At 56.2% G+C, this 14,192-nt stretch carries 12 protein-coding genes; 7 read left to right on the top strand and 5 right to left on the bottom strand.

All coding sequences use genetic code 11. The features are described 5' to 3' along the window. Positions 1–48: 48 nt before the first annotated feature. Positions 49–1,515 carry a mannitol dehydrogenase family protein gene (locus tag ACTJJA_RS13525; RefSeq protein WP_440668448.1) on the bottom strand — a complete coding sequence of 489 codons (1,467 nt, stop codon included), beginning with the start codon at positions 1,513–1,515 and terminating at the stop codon, positions 49–51. Between the two features lie 205 nt (positions 1,516–1,720). Here ACTJJA_RS13525 and uxuA point away from each other — a divergent pair, with 205 nt between their 5' ends. Beyond that, the gene (gene uxuA, locus ACTJJA_RS13520; protein ID WP_042715826.1) at positions 1,721–2,911 is read left to right on the top strand and encodes a mannonate dehydratase; all 1,191 of its coding nucleotides are present in this window, start codon (positions 1,721–1,723) and stop codon (positions 2,909–2,911) included. Positions 2,912–3,015: 104 nt separating this feature from the next. Here uxuA and yeiP read toward each other — a convergent pair whose 3' ends face one another. Then, on the bottom strand, positions 3,016–3,588 hold the full coding sequence (gene yeiP, locus ACTJJA_RS13515) for an elongation factor P-like protein YeiP (RefSeq protein ID WP_008500940.1): 573 nt from the start codon (positions 3,586–3,588) through the stop codon (positions 3,016–3,018). Between the two features lie 164 nt (positions 3,589–3,752). Here yeiP and ACTJJA_RS13510 point away from each other — a divergent pair, with 164 nt between their 5' ends. Then, positions 3,753–4,007 carry a YkgJ family cysteine cluster protein gene (locus ACTJJA_RS13510; RefSeq protein ID WP_421510767.1) on the top strand — a complete coding sequence of 85 codons (255 nt, stop codon included), beginning with the start codon at positions 3,753–3,755 and terminating at the stop codon, positions 4,005–4,007. Here ACTJJA_RS13510 and setB read toward each other — a convergent pair. After that, a complete protein-coding gene (gene setB / locus ACTJJA_RS13505) occupies positions 4,004–5,185 on the bottom strand; it encodes a sugar efflux transporter SetB (RefSeq protein ID WP_440668447.1) in 1,182 nt (393 codons plus the stop codon). The two genes, ACTJJA_RS13510 and setB, sit on opposite strands and share 4 nt — an antisense overlap. A gap of 365 nt (positions 5,186–5,550) precedes the next feature. On the opposite strand from setB, the gene fruB reads away from it, so the two are divergent. From fruB to fruA, 3 genes are read left to right on the top strand one after another with little or no spacing between them, the layout of a single operon-like run. After that, entirely contained in the window at positions 5,551–6,681 is a 1,131-nt protein-coding gene (gene fruB, locus ACTJJA_RS13500; RefSeq protein ID WP_440668446.1) for a fused PTS fructose transporter subunit IIA/HPr protein, read from the top strand. After that, the gene (fruK, locus tag ACTJJA_RS13495; protein WP_010433510.1) at positions 6,681–7,619 is read left to right on the top strand and encodes a 1-phosphofructokinase; all 939 of its coding nucleotides are present in this window, start codon (positions 6,681–6,683) and stop codon (positions 7,617–7,619) included. The genes fruB and fruK overlap by 1 nt, the downstream gene beginning before the upstream one ends. A gap of 16 nt (positions 7,620–7,635) precedes the next feature. Beyond that, a complete protein-coding gene (gene fruA / locus ACTJJA_RS13490) occupies positions 7,636–9,321 on the top strand; it encodes a PTS fructose transporter subunit IIBC (protein WP_089597955.1) in 1,686 nt (561 codons plus the stop codon). Between the two features lie 75 nt (positions 9,322–9,396). On the opposite strand, the gene nfo is transcribed toward fruA, so the two are convergent. Then, positions 9,397–10,254, bottom strand: coding sequence for a deoxyribonuclease IV (gene nfo, locus ACTJJA_RS13485; protein WP_440668445.1), 858 nt, complete (start codon positions 10,252–10,254; stop codon positions 9,397–9,399). Between the two features lie 64 nt (positions 10,255–10,318). Beyond that, positions 10,319–11,365, bottom strand: a complete 1,047-nt coding sequence (locus ACTJJA_RS13480) for a YeiH family protein (protein ID WP_440668444.1) — start codon at positions 11,363–11,365, stop codon at positions 10,319–10,321. 98 nt (positions 11,366–11,463) lie between these two features. Between ACTJJA_RS13480 and yieE the strand changes: the two genes are divergently transcribed. Continuing rightward, a complete protein-coding gene (gene yieE / locus ACTJJA_RS13475; RefSeq protein ID WP_089597958.1) occupies positions 11,464–12,330 on the top strand; it encodes a DNA-binding transcriptional regulator YeiE in 867 nt (288 codons plus the stop codon). A gap of 169 nt (positions 12,331–12,499) precedes the next feature. Continuing rightward, a complete protein-coding gene (locus tag ACTJJA_RS13470) occupies positions 12,500–13,969 on the top strand; it encodes an amino acid permease (RefSeq protein ID WP_108416602.1) in 1,470 nt (489 codons plus the stop codon). Positions 13,970–14,192: the final 223 nt, after the last annotated feature.

The raw sequence follows: 14,192 nt of genomic DNA, 5'->3' as shown, positions 1-14,192 counted from the left end.
GGAAGGGCGAACGGAGAGGTTTTCCGTTCGCCTTAAGGGCAAGAATGGTTAAATTTTTAACGTTTCAATAACAGCCTGACGCGCACCGTAGCGGGTGAGGCGCTGATAGGCTTCGTTTACCGCATCTACAAAGACGCTGTTATGAGGCAGATCCTGTCCAAAGACTTCGCTCAGCGTCAGCAGGGCGTTCACGCGCTCCGCTTCACTGCTGGCCTTGACGAGTGACTGGATTTTATCACTAAGCGGGTCGCGAACATCAATCGCGTCTCCGCGCTCATCCGTGCCGCTGACGTAGCGGATCCAGCCTGCAACCCCCAGCGCCAGCAGCGGCCACGCGCTTTTACGTTCGAGATGGACACGGATCCCATCCAGCATGCGCTGAGGCAGCTTCTGGCTGCCGTCCATCGCGATTTGCCAGGTTCGATGCTGCAATGCGGGATTCGCAAAACGGTCGATCAGGCTGTCGGCATAGGCCGTGAGATCCACGTCTGTGATGCGCAAAGTGGGAGCCTGCTCGTTCAGCATTACGCGGCGGGCGGCTTCGCGGAAGCTCGCGTCCTCCATGCATTCATTGATATGCGCGTATCCGGCGAGGTATCCCAGATAAGCCAGAAACGAGTGGCTACCGTTGAGCATCCGCAACTTCATTTGTTCCCACGGTAGAACATCCTTCACCATCTGCACGCCTGCAGCTTCCCACTCAGGGCGTCCGGCGACAAAGTTATCTTCGACCACCCACTGAATAAACGGCTCGCAGCTGATGGCGCAGGGATCTTCAACGCCAAGTTCCTGCGTGATTTCCGCAAGCGAGGTCTCCGTTGCGGCGGGGACAATTCTGTCGACCATCGTGCCCGGGAAACTCACGTGAGCATCAATCCACCCGGCCAGCTCAGCGGAACGTTTTTGCGCCATCCCGAGCACGGCGTTTTTTACGACGTGACCGTTGTCCGGGATATTGTCGCAGGAGAGAACGGTAAACGGCGGCAGGCCGCGTTCGCGACGGCGGTGAAGGGCTTCGACCAGGATCCCCGGCGCGGAATGCGGCTCGGTCGGGTTTTCCAGATCGTGCAGGATGCGGGTATTGTGCATATCCAGCTTGCCGGTCGCCGGATCGATGCAATAGCCTTTTTCCGTGATGGTGAGGGAGACAATCGCAACCTGCGGTTCGCAAAATTTCTCAATAATGGCCGCCAGCGAATCGAGTTTGGCATTCAGACATTCATGTACCGCGCCGACAACAATAGCCTGGTTCCCCTCCGCACCTTTTTCCAGAACGGTAAAGAGATGGTCCTGCGCGCGCAGCTGGCTCATCAGCACATCACCGCTGAAGAGGCTAATTTCACAAATGCCCCAGTCGCCTCCTTTCTCATTCAGCACCCGGTTTGTTAACAACGCCTGATGCGCGCGGTGAAATGCGCCGAAGCCAAAATGGACAATGCGCGAGCGTAATTGCTGGCGATCGTAGCGAGGCTGCTGCACGCGGGCAGGAAGCGAGGTGGAAGCAATTGTCTTCATGAAATACACACCTGATTAACCATTAATTAACAATGGCAGTGTAAAGTTATATGACAGCAAATTGAATTGGTAAGCCGTAAATATCCCTGTTCTGTGAGTTTGATCAATCAATGTGTGGCGCTGTGTTGACCCTTCGCGGTAAACATGTATGGTAGTCGTCATTGCAGTAAACCATATTGGTATAACAACTTGAGAGGGTGAGGCAATGGAACAAACCTGGCGTTGGTACGGGCCGAACGATCCGGTTTCTCTTGATGATGTGCGTCAGGCCGGCGCGACAGGCGTTGTCACGGCACTGCATCATATTCCTAACGGGCAAGTGTGGCCGGTTGAGGAAATTCAAAAGCGTCAGGCGTTGCTGGCGGAGAAGGGGTTAACCTGGTCAGTCGTGGAAAGTATTCCGGTCCACGAGGATATCAAAACCCATTCGGGTGAATACCAGACCTGGATTGCCAACTATCAGCAGAGTATCCGTAATCTGGCGGCCTGCGGCATTGATACGGTCTGCTATAACTTTATGCCTATCCTGGACTGGACGCGTACCGATCTTGAATACCAGATGGCGGATGGTTCAAAAGCGCTGCGTTTCGACCAGATCGCGTTTGCGGCGTTTGAACTGCACATTCTGAAGCGTCCGGGTGCTGAAGCGGATTACACCGCAGAAGAGCAGCAGCAGGCGCTCGCGTGGTTCCACGCAGCAAGTGAAGCGGATATTGAAAAGCTGACCCGCAACATCATTGCCGGGCTGCCGGGTGCTGAAGAAGGCTACACGCTGGACCAGTTCCGCGCGCGTCTGGCGGAATACGGTGATATCGATAAAAACCAGCTGCGCGAAAACATGGCGTACTTCCTGCGCGCGATAGTACCGGTGGCAGAAGAGTCCGGCGTGCGTCTTGCTGTTCACCCGGACGATCCTCCGCGTCCTATCCTCGGCCTGCCGCGTATTGTGTCGACAATTGAAGATATGCAGTGGCTGAAAGAGACGGTAGACAGTATCTATAACGGCTTTACGATGTGTACCGGTTCTTACGGCGTGCGTGCGGATAACGACCTGGTACGGATGATTGAAACCTTTGGCGATCGTATTCACTTCACGCATTTGCGTGCAACCTGCCGCGAAGAGAACCCAAAAACCTTCCACGAAGCCGCGCACCTGAACGGTGACGTGAATATGGTGGCGGTGGTGGATGCCATTCTGGCGGAAGAAGTGCGCCGTAAGCACGCGGGCGATGTGCGTCCTATTCCATTCCGTCCGGATCACGGACACCAGATGCTGGACGATCTGCGTAAGAAAACCAACCCAGGCTATTCGGCGATTGGTCGCCTGAAAGGGATGGCAGAAGTGCGCGGCGTTGAGCTGGCGCTGAAGATGACGAAGTATCCGGAGCTTCTGTAAGCGCTGTTGCTTACCGGCCCTACAATAAAAAACCGGCCTGAGAGCCGGTTTTTGTGTTTTTGTAGGTCGGGTAAGGCGAAGTCGCCACCCGACAAATGCCGCAATCAGTCAGCGCGACCCATATAGCGTTTTTCTTCGATATGGATGCGGATCTTCTCGCCAGCAGACAGGTATTCTGGCACCTGCACAACCAGACCGGTGGTCAGGGTAGCCGGTTTGTTACGCGCACTGGCTGACGCGCCTTTGATGCCCGGTGCGGTTTCCACGATTTCCAGATCCACGGTCTGAGGCAGTTCCAGTGCCAGCAGCACGCCGTCCCAGGTCAGCACCTGCATATCCGGCATACCGCCTTCAGGGATAAACAGCAGCTCTTCTTCGATCTGGTCTTTAGTGAAGATGTACGGGGTGTAATCTTCTTTGTCCATGAACACGTATTCGTTGCCGTCGATGTAGGAGAAATCAACATAGCGACGGGTCAGGGTCACGGTATCGACGATATCGTCACCTTTAAAGCGTTCTTCTACTTTCAGGCCGGTACGCACATCGGCGAAACGCATTTTATACAGCGTCGCTGCACCACGGGCGCTAGGTGCCTGAATATCAATATCTTTCACAATCAGCAGTTTGCCGTTGTAATTCAGTACCATACCTTTCTTAATTTCGTTCGCTCTTGGCATTGCAGTAATCCTGTTTACGGGAGGTAAAAAATATCGCGCCAAATTACTCGCGCGCGGCCTTTCAGGCAAGCGGAATTCGTGGCTTTTGCTATCAATACAAAAAAGGTGTTACTGTGCGCCCGATGCCCGACTGCGCGGGCGTTCATCACTGACTGAGAGCATTTATGGATTGTCGTTCAGACTGTGGCGCGTGCTGTACTGCACCGTCCATTTCAAGCCCCATTCCAGGAATGCCGGAGGGCAAGCCTGCCAATACCCGCTGCGTTCAGCTTTCTGACGCTAATCTCTGTATGATCTTTGGGTCGCCCCTGCGCCCGAAGGTATGCTCCGGGCTTCAGCCTTCCGCGGACATGTGCGGCAATACGCGAGCGCAGGCGATGACGTACCTGCTTGAGCTGGAAGCGCTCACCGCGCCCTAAACGTCTTTGATCCGCGTCAGACAGGTTATCGTCAGGACGCACATTACCAGGGCAATCCAGAATACCGTGTGGTAGTTCCAGATCTCCGCCACGACACCGGCCATCGAGCCCGCAATAATCCAGCCCACGCGGGTGGTGTTAGTATAAAGGGTGGTGGCAGAGCCTGCCTGACCCGGCATTAAATCCTGGAAGTAGAGCATGCCAATCCCGGCGAGAATGCCGATATAGATCGCGTTCAGCAGCTGTAAAGCCAGCAGCAGCGAGGGCGTATGCACCGTCAGCATCCCGACATAGAACAGCAGACCGGCGACCGCCGCGATGCGCATCAAAAAACGTTTCCCAAAGCGCTTTGCGTAATAGCCAGCAATCAGCATGGTCGGGATCTCAAGGCCAGCGGCCGTCCCCATCATGATGCCCGCCAGCTTCTCCGGCAGGTGCAGTTCATCAATAATAAACAGCGGCATGTTGATGATATAAAGGCTGTTGGTGCCCCACATCAGCGTACAGATGATGAAGAGGAGCAAGGCATCACGGCGGTTACGACGCGGTGCTTCCAGCGCGCCTGTCGCCAGTTTCGGCTCTTTACGCATTGAGGGCAGGAAGAACCACACCATTGTGCCGCACACGACAAAGGCCACCGCCGCACTCAGGTACATCACCGTAAAGCCAAAGCCCATCGCCAGCGCATAAGCCAGTGGTGGACCAATGACCCATGCCAGCGACACCTGGGCACGCAGGATTGAGCTGAACATCACCGCCTCGCGTCCAGTGTGGTCGGCATGCTCACGGGCAAGGGCAAACATCTGCGGGTTGGCGGTAGAGCCAAAACTGCTCAGAAATACCCCAACAAAAAGCAAAATGAAATAGTTACGGTTCCAGGCAAACAGCACGCAGGCGAATACCCCCAGCAGGCAACAAAAGACAATCAGGCTTTTGCGATCGCCCTTTCTGTCGGAACGTCCTGCCAGAAACTGGCTGACCAGGATGCCGATGATGGCGCTGCCGGTAAAGAAGAAGCCGACCATCGCCGGACGGACGTGGACTTCATTGGTCAGAAATAAACTCAGCGTGGGCGTTTGTAAGGCCCCGGCGATCCCGGTAAGGAAAGCAACGATCAAAAACGCCGTTGACGTCAAATCAAGGGGTTTTGGTGAGGCGGCAGCGGGGGTGTTATGCATGTTTTCGTATCAGGATCAGCGTGGGTCAGAAAGACGCGGAGTTTACGCCGCCAGTCATTAAATAAACAGAGGGTGCGGTCACTTTTGCTACAAAAAATCAAAATGGCATTTCAATTTGAAAACGGTTGCTGAACTTAGCTGAAACTGACGTGCTGAACGTCAGCACTATTCAGCTGAAGAAAGGAGAAATGTGCTGTAACTCTAAATTCTGAACAGCCAAATGTAACTTTCCTTGCAACGCTTTGCAGAAAGAGCAAGACTTTTTGAAACGTTTCAGCGCTATCTTGTTTTAACTGACGGAGCAGGTTAGCGCATTTTTTCTCATTAAGGCTGAAACGATTCAAGTTCAGCAGGAGAGGAGAACCATGTTCCAGTTATCTGTTCAGGATATTCACCCGGGCGCACAGGCCGGGACGAAAGAAGAGGCTATTCGCCAGGTTGCCGCTGCCCTCGTGCAGGCAGGTAACGTGGCAGAGGGTTACGTTAACGGCATGCTGGCCCGCGAGCAGCAGACCTCAACGTTCCTCGGCAATGGCATCGCTATTCCACACGGCACCACCGACACCCGCGACCAGGTGCTGAAAACGGGCGTGCAGGTTTATCAGTTTCCGCAGGGCGTGCTCTGGGGTGACGGTCAGGTGGCCTATGTGGCTATCGGTATCGCAGCCAGCAGCGACGAACACCTGGGCCTGCTGCGCCAGCTGACGCACGTGCTGAGCGATGACTCGGTGGCGGAACAGCTGAAGTCTGTCACCACGGCTGAAGAGTTGCGCGCCTTGCTGATGGGTGAAAAACAGAGCGAAGCGCTGAAACTGGATAATGAAACCCTGACGCTGGATGTTGCAGCCTCTGACCTGGTGACCCTGCAAGCGCTGAACGCGGGTCGCCTGAAGGAAGCCGGTGCGGCAGATGCGGCATTCGTTACGCGCGCTATCAATGATAAGCCGCTGAATCTGGGTCAGGGTGTCTGGCTGAACGACAGTGCTGAAGGCAACCTGCGCAGCGCCGTTGCTGTCAGCCGTGCCGCAACTGCGTTTGAGGTAGACGGCGAGCGCGCCGCGATGCTGGTCACCGTGGCCATGGTCGATGACCAGCCGGTTTCCGTGCTGAAGCGCCTGAGCGACCTGCTGCTGAACAACAAAGCTGAAAAACTGCTGAACGCTGATGCAGCCACCGTGCTTGCGCTGCTGACCAGCGACGATGCGCTGACCGATGACGTGCTGAACGCAGAGTTTGTGGTGCGTAATGAACACGGCCTGCACGCTCGTCCGGGCACCATGCTGGTGAACACCATTAAACAATTTGAAAGCGAGATTACCGTGACCAACCTGGATGGCTCAGGCAAACCGGCGAATGGCCGTAGCCTGATGAAAGTTGTCGCGCTGGGCGTGAAGAAAGGCCACCGTCTGCGCTTCACCGCACAGGGTGCCGATGCTGAACAGGCGCTGAAAGCGATTGGCGATGCCATCGCGGCAGGTCTGGGGGAGGGCGCATAATGAGCAGACGTGTTGCGACTATTACGCTGAACCCGGCTTACGACCTGGTGGGCTTTTGCCCGGAAATTGAACGCGGCGAAGTGAACCTCGTGCGTACCACTGGCCTGCATGCGGCGGGTAAAGGGATTAACGTCGCGAAAGTGCTGAAAGACCTCGGTATTGACGTCACCGTCGGCGGCTTCCTCGGAAAAGATAACCAGGACGGTTTCCAGCAGCTGTTCAGCGAGCTGGGTATTGCCAACCGTTTCCAGGTCGTTCAGGGCCGTACCCGCATCAACGTTAAGCTGACGGAGAAAGACGGCGAAGTCACCGATCTCAACTTCTCGGGCTTCGAAGTGACGCCTGCTGACTGGGAACGCTTTGTCACCGACTCCCTGACCTGGCTTGGCCAGTTCGACATGGTATGCGTCAGCGGCAGCCTGCCGTCCGGCGTGAGTCCGGAAGCCTTCACCGACTGGATGACGCGCCTGCGCAGCCAGTGCCCGTGCATTATTTTTGACAGCAGCCGCGATGCGCTGGTGGCGGGTCTTAAAGCCTCTCCGTGGCTGGTGAAACCAAATCGTCGCGAACTGGAGATCTGGGCAGGCCGTAAGCTGCCAGAATTAAAGGATGTGATTGAAGCTGCCCATGCGCTGCGCGAGCAGGGTATCGCTCACGTGGTGATTTCGCTGGGTGCAGAAGGGGCGTTGTGGGTTAACGCTTCAGGTGAATGGATTGCCAAACCGCCGTCAATGGAAGTCGTGAGTACCGTTGGCGCGGGGGATTCCATGGTTGGTGGCCTGATCTACGGTCTGCTGATGCGTGAATCCAGTGAACATACGTTACGTCTTGCCACCGCCGTTGCTGCCCTGGCCGTGAGCCAGAGCAATGTCGGTATTACCGATCGTACCCAGTTAGCCGCGATGATGGCGCGCGTTGACTTAAAACCTTTTAACTAACAGCAGGAGAGGAATAATGAAAACGCTGCTGATCATTGACTCCGGTCTCGGACAGGCTCGCGCCTACATGGCGAAGACCCTGCTGGGGGCGGCGGCACAAAAAGCACACCTGGACATCATTGATAACCCAGGCGATGCCGAACTGGCGATTGTCCTGGGCGATAAAATCCCCGCAGACAGCGCGCTGAACGGCAAAAAAGTGTGGCTGGGCGATATTAATCGCGCGGTGGCACATCCTGAGCTGTTCCTGAGCGAAGCGAAAGGTCACGCCACTGTGTACAGTGCGCCTGTGGCGGCGGCCCCGGCTGCGGCTTCCGGTCCGAAACGCGTTGTCGCGGTTACGGCCTGTCCGACAGGCGTGGCGCACACCTTTATGGCGGCTGAAGCCATTGAAACCGAAGCGAAAAAACGCGGCTGGTGGGTGAAAGTTGAAACGCGCGGCTCGGTTGGCGCGGGCAATGCGATTACCCCTGAAGAAGTGGCGGAAGCCGATCTGGTGATCGTGGCGGCGGATATTGAAGTGGATCTGGCGAAATTTGCCGGTAAGCCAATGTACCGCACCTCTACCGGTCTGGCGCTGAAAAAGACCGCTCAGGAATTTGATAAGGCGCTGGTGGAAGCCAGGCCGTATCAGGCGACCGGTGCAGCGAAAACCCCGACCGAAGGGAAAAAAGAGTCTGCTGGCGCATATCGCCACCTGCTGACCGGCGTGTCCTATATGCTGCCGATGGTGGTGGCTGGCGGTCTGTGTATCGCGCTCTCCTTCGCATTTGGTATTACCGCGTTTAAAGAAGAAGGCACGCTGGCGGCTGCGTTAATGCAGATCGGCGGCGGCTCCGCGTTCGCATTGATGGTACCGGTACTGGCAGGGTTTATCGCCTTCTCCATTGCTGACCGTCCGGGTCTGACGCCGGGTCTTATCGGCGGTATGCTGGCGGTGAGCACCGGTTCCGGCTTTATCGGCGGTATCATTGCCGGTTTCCTGGCGGGCTACGTCGCGAAGCTGATTAGCGCTAAGCTGAAGCTGCCACAGAGTATGGAAGCGCTGAAGCCGATCCTGATTATTCCGCTGATCTCCAGCCTGGTGGTCGGTCTGGCAATGATTTACCTGATTGGTAAGCCGGTTGCGGGCATTCTGGCGGGTCTGACCCACTGGCTGCAAACCATGGGCACCGCTAACGCGGTTCTGCTGGGCGCAATCCTCGGCGGCATGATGTGTACCGACATGGGTGGCCCGGTGAACAAAGCGGCGTACGCCTTTGGCGTTGGCCTGCTGAGTACCCAGACGTATGCGCCAATGGCAGCCATCATGGCGGCAGGTATGGTGCCACCGCTGGCGCTCGGTCTGGCAACGATCATTGCCCGTCGTAAGTTCGATAAAGCACAGCAGGAAGGCGGCAAAGCGGCGCTGGTTCTGGGCCTCTGCTTCATTACCGAAGGCGCGATTCCGTTCGCGGCACGTGACCCAATGCGCGTTCTGCCATGCTGTATCGTCGGTGGCGCAGTAACGGGTGCAATCTCTATGGCGATTGGCGCTAAGCTGATGGCACCACACGGCGGTCTGTTCGTGCTGCTGATCCCTGGCGCAATCACCCCGGTGCTGGGTTACCTGCTGGCGATTATCGCGGGTACGCTGGTGGCGGGTCTGTCTTATGCGGTGCTGAAGCGTCCGGAAGCGGAAGTTGTGGCTAAAGCAGCGTAATAAAAGGTGTCGGGTGGCGGTTTCGCCTTACCCGACCTACAAAAAAAGCCGGGTGCGTAAGCAGCCCGGCTTTTTTTATGCCGCCTGTTCAGCGGTTTGCTGCGCTTTGAGCCAGGCGATTTCTTCTGCCCAGATATCCGGATTGATGGTTTCGAGCACCATCGGAATACCGTCGAAGCGGGCGTCCTGCATGATAAAGCGGAACGCATCATGGCCGATGTTGCCTTCGCCCAGGCTGTGGTGGCGGTCAACGCGGCTGCCGAACGCACTTTTCGCATCGTTTAAGTGCATGCCGCGCAGGTACTGAAAGCCCACGATGCGCTCGAACTCTTCGAAGGTGTTTTTCGTTGCCTCGGTGGTGCGCAGGTCATACCCGGCCGCAAACGCGTGGCAGGTATCAATACACACGCCCACGCGGGATTTGTCTTCCACGCCGTCAATAATGGCCGCCAGATGTTCGAACTTAAAGCCGAGGTTGCTGCCCTGACCGGCGGTGTTCTCAATCACCGCGGTCACGCCCTGGGTTTTCTCCAGAGTGATGTTGATGGACTCGGCAATGCGCGCCAGGCAGGCATCTTCATCGATTTGCATCAGATGACTACCCGGATGGAAGTTCAGCAGCGACAGCCCCAGCTGTTCGCAGCGCTGTACTTCATCCAGAAACGCCTCGCGGGACTTATCCAGCGCTTCCTGAACCGGATGCCCGAGGTTAATCAGGTAGCTGTCGTGGGGAAGGATCTGGCCGGGCCCGTAGCGGTATTTCTCACAGGCGGCTTTGAAATCATCAATTACGTCAGCGGTAAGCGGCGCGGCGCGCCACTGGCGCTGATTTTTGGTGAACAGGGCGAAAGCGGTTGCTTCGATTTCGGCGGCGCGAATGGCGGCATTCGCAAGGCCACCGGCGGCGCTAACGTGCGCTCCAACGTATTTCATAAAGGGACTCCTGTTAACCTGAAATGCTTATGATAGCGGGTTAACAGGAGAAGGATGTAGTGGTTTATGCCATCAGGCTGTGCACGGCGAGGTTAATCGCGCCACCGCCGACAATCAGCCAGATGAAGAGCACCAGCGCCATCAGCAGCGGCTTCGCACCGGCTTTTTTCAGCGCGCTGACGTGAGTGGTCACACCCAGCGCCGCCATCGCCATCGCCAGCAGCACGGTGTCCAGCGTCACCAGCATATCCACTACCGCTTTCGGCAGCAGGTGGAAGGAGTTAAAGATTGCCACCACGATGAACAGGATAGCAAACCACGGAATGGTGATTTTGCTCTTCTCGTTGCCTCCAGCCGGAGCCAGCTGTTTAACCCGCGCGGCCAGGAAAATCAGGAACGGGGCCAGCATCATCACGCGCAGCATTTTGGCAATCACCGCCGCATTCTCCGCTTCCGGGTTAATGGCGTGGCCCGCCGCGACTACCTGAGCCACTTCGTGCATGGTCGAACCGATATAGATGCCGTAGGTTTCCGGGCTAAACCAGTGGGCGACCAGGGGATACATCGCCGGGTAGAGGAAGATCGCCAGCGTACCGAAGATCACCACCGTCGCCACCGCCACGGTTACCTTGCTGGCTTCGGCTTTAACGACGGGTTCTGTTGCCAGCACCGCCGCTGCCCCACAGATACTGCTCCCGGCACCGATCAACCAACTGGTGTGCTTGTCCAGCCCAAAGACTTTCTGGCCGATAAAGCAGGCCAGTAAAAAGGTGCTGGTCAGGGTCAGGACGTCAATGGCAATCCCGCTCACACCCACATCCGCAATCTGCGAAAAGGTGAGGCGAAAGCCGTAAAGAATGATCCCGAGACGCAGCAGATGCTGCTTGGCGAAAATCACGCCGCCGTCGCAGGATTTCCAGATGTGCGGGTATAGGGTATTCCCGACCACCATGCCGAGCAAAATGGCCAGCGTTAGGGCGCCGAAACCTGCGCCCGCAACAGCGGGAATGCTGCCGCCCCATAATGCTGCGCCGGTTATCACGGCGCTGAGCGCAAGACCCGGCACGAAGTGCCACACTGTACGATGATGTTGTAAGGTGAGTTCTGACATAACCTTCTCCTTTGTCTGGCTTAAAGGTTACGGCGCGCTGGCTTAAAAATAAAATTGATTATATATTTATAATTAATCTATATAAGTGGTAAACAACCATGCACATTACATTGCGTCAACTGGAAGTCTTCGCTGAAGTGCTGAAGAGTGGATCGACGACCCAGGCCTCGCAGATGCTGGCGCTCTCGCAGTCTGCGGTCAGTGCGGCGCTGACCGATCTCGAAGGACAGCTGGGCGTGCAGCTCTTCGACAGGGTAGGGAAGCGGCTGGTGGTCAACGAACATGGCCGTCTGCTTTACCCGCGTGCGTTGGCATTGCTGGAACAGGCCATCGAAATTGAACAGCTGTTCCGCGAAGACAACGGCGCGATCCGCGTGTTTGCCAGCAGCACCATTGGTAACTACATCCTGCCGGAGGTAATTGCCCGCTACCGCCGTGATTTCCCGACGCTGCCGCTGGAGATGAGCGTGGGCAATAGCCAGGACGTGATTAACGCGGTGATCGATTTCCGCGTCGATATCGGCCTGATTGAAGGGCCGTGCCACAACGTGGATATCATTGCCGAACCCTGGCTGGAAGATGAACTGGTGGTGTTTGCCTCCCCGGCCTCTTCTTTATTACAGGGCGAGGTGACGCTGGAACGTCTGGCGCAGGCGCAGTGGATCCTGCGCGAGCAGGGTTCCGGCACGCGTGAAATCGTCGATTACCTGCTGCTCTCCCATCTGCCGCAGTTCCAGCTGGGGATGGAGCTGGGCAACTCAGAGGCCATTAAGCACGCGGTGCGTCATGGACTGGGCATCAGCTGCCTTTCGCGGCGCGTGATCGCTGAACAGCTTGAGGTCGGATCGCTGGTCGAAATTCCCATTCCTCTGCCGAAGCTGGTGCGCACGCTGTGGTGCATTCACCATCGCCAGAAACACCTTTCCAGCTCTCTGCAGCGTTTTCTGCGCTATTGCGAGATGTAATCTTCCCCTCACCATGGCCCTCTCCCCAAAGGGGAGAGGGAAAAATTATGCTTTACTTATAATCCTGGCCGAGTCATGAAGCTCTCTTATAACTGGGTATTTCTGCCGGAAGGAACGGAGATCGTCTGCTACAATCGCGCCTCATTTAATAAATGGACAGCATTTTCACATGGTTTCAGAAACTAAAACCACAGAAGCGCCCGCGCTACGTCGCGAACTTAAGGCGCGTCACCTGACGATGATCGCTATCGGCGGTTCAATCGGTACAGGTCTTTTCGTTGCCTCTGGCGCAACGATTTCGGCAGCAGGCCCGGGTGGGGCACTCTTCTCTTATATCCTGATTGGCCTGATGGTCTACTTCCTGATGACCAGTCTGGGCGAACTGGCGGCTTACATGCCGGTGTCCGGCTCGTTTTCAACCTACGGGCAAAAATACGTTGAAGAAGGTTTCGGCTTCGCGCTGGGCTGGAACTACTGGTACAACTGGGCGGTCACTATCGCCGTTGACCTGGTCGCCGCGCAGCTGGTGATGAACTGGTGGTTCCCGGATACGCCGGGCTGGATCTGGAGCGCCCTGTTCCTGGCCGTCATCTTCCTGCTGAACTACATCTCCGTGCGCGGTTTCGGCGAAGCAGAATACTGGTTCTCTTTAATTAAAGTGGCTACCGTCATCATCTTTATCGTTGTCGGCGTGGCGATGATCGTGGGTATTTTTAAAGGCGCTCAGCCTGCCGGATGGAGTAACTGGACAATAGGCGATGCGCCGTTTGCCGGGGGCTTCTCGGCGATGATTGGCGTGGCGATGATTGTCGGCTTCTCCTTCCAGGGAACCGAGCTTATCGGTATTGCGGCCGGTGAGTCTGAAAACCCGGAGAAAAACATTCCGCGCGCGGTGCGTCAGGTGTTCTGGCGTATTCTGCTGTTCTACGTGTTCGCTATTCTGATTATCAGCCTGATTATTCCGTATACCGACCCGAGCCTGCTGCGTAACGATGTCAAAGACATCAGCGTCAGCCCGTTTACGCTGGTCTTCCAGCACGCGGGTCTTCTCTCGGCGGCGGCGGTGATGAACGCGGTGATCCTGACGGCGGTGCTGTCTGCGGGTAACTCCGGCATGTATGCATCCACCCGTATGCTGTACACCCTGGCCTGCGACGGTAAAGCCCCGCGTATTTTCGCCAAACTGTCACGTGGCGGCGTACCGCGTAATGCGCTGTATGCAACTACGGTGATTGCCGGTCTGTGCTTCCTGACCTCTATGTTTGGCAACCAGACGGTCTACCTGTGGCTGCTGAATACCTCCGGGATGACGGGCTTTATCGCCTGGCTGGGGATTGCCATCAGTCACTACCGCTTCCGTCGCGGCTACGTGATGCAGGGCCATGATCTGAATAACCTGCCGTACCGCTCGGGGTTCTTCCCGCTGGGGCCGATTTTCGCCTTCATTCTGTGCCTGATTATTACCCTGGGGCAGAACTATGAAGCCTTCCTTGCGGATTCCATTGACTGGGGCGCTGTCACGGCCACCTACATCGGTATTCCGCTGTTCCTGATCATCTGGTTTGGCTACAAACTGACGAAAGGAACCCACTTCGTTCGCTACAGTGAAATGGATTTCCCGGAACGATTTAAACAATAACCGCAGTTCCTCTCTTTTAGCCCGCTCACCTGAGCGGGCTTTTTTATCTCCACAGTATGCAGAGCGGATATAATTTTTAACAATTGAATTGATAATAGTTATCGTTTGCTTTATCGTTACGGAATAATAAGCAGCACACCGACCTGCCGAAGATGCGGGCGACCCCTCAGGCGTTGTGAGCAATAATTTGTTGATTTAGTTGTATTTACCTCATGGAGATATG

The organism is Enterobacter sp. 22452, from assembly GCF_052045065.1.
In the GTDB taxonomy this organism is placed as follows: domain Bacteria; phylum Pseudomonadota; class Gammaproteobacteria; order Enterobacterales; family Enterobacteriaceae; genus Enterobacter; species Enterobacter mori.
This window is presented reverse-complemented; position numbering and strand designations above follow the sequence as displayed.

What these genes read in the sequence shown, in the direction of transcription:
- ACTJJA_RS13480 (WP_440668444.1), bottom strand. Translation starts at nt 11,365, where the DNA reads ATGTCAGAACTCACCTTACAACATCATCGTACAGTGTGGCACTTCGTG.
- yieE (WP_089597958.1), top strand. Translation starts at nt 11,464, where the DNA reads ATGCACATTACATTGCGTCAACTGGAAGTCTTCGCTGAAGTGCTGAAG.
- uxuA (WP_042715826.1), top strand. Translation starts at nt 1,721, where the DNA reads ATGGAACAAACCTGGCGTTGGTACGGGCCGAACGATCCGGTTTCTCTT.
- fruA (WP_089597955.1), top strand. Translation starts at nt 7,636, where the DNA reads ATGAAAACGCTGCTGATCATTGACTCCGGTCTCGGACAGGCTCGCGCC.
- nfo (WP_440668445.1), bottom strand. Translation starts at nt 10,254, where the DNA reads ATGAAATACGTTGGAGCGCACGTTAGCGCCGCCGGTGGCCTTGCGAAT.
- fruB (WP_440668446.1), top strand. Translation starts at nt 5,551, where the DNA reads ATGTTCCAGTTATCTGTTCAGGATATTCACCCGGGCGCACAGGCCGGG.
- ACTJJA_RS13510 (WP_421510767.1), top strand. Translation starts at nt 3,753, where the DNA reads ATGGATTGTCGTTCAGACTGTGGCGCGTGCTGTACTGCACCGTCCATT.
- ACTJJA_RS13525 (WP_440668448.1), bottom strand. Translation starts at nt 1,515, where the DNA reads ATGAAGACAATTGCTTCCACCTCGCTTCCTGCCCGCGTGCAGCAGCCT.
- ACTJJA_RS13470 (WP_108416602.1), top strand. Translation starts at nt 12,500, where the DNA reads ATGGTTTCAGAAACTAAAACCACAGAAGCGCCCGCGCTACGTCGCGAA.
- setB (WP_440668447.1), bottom strand. Translation starts at nt 5,185, where the DNA reads ATGCATAACACCCCCGCTGCCGCCTCACCAAAACCCCTTGATTTGACG.
- fruK (WP_010433510.1), top strand. Translation starts at nt 6,681, where the DNA reads ATGAGCAGACGTGTTGCGACTATTACGCTGAACCCGGCTTACGACCTG.
- yeiP (WP_008500940.1), bottom strand. Translation starts at nt 3,588, where the DNA reads ATGCCAAGAGCGAACGAAATTAAGAAAGGTATGGTACTGAATTACAAC.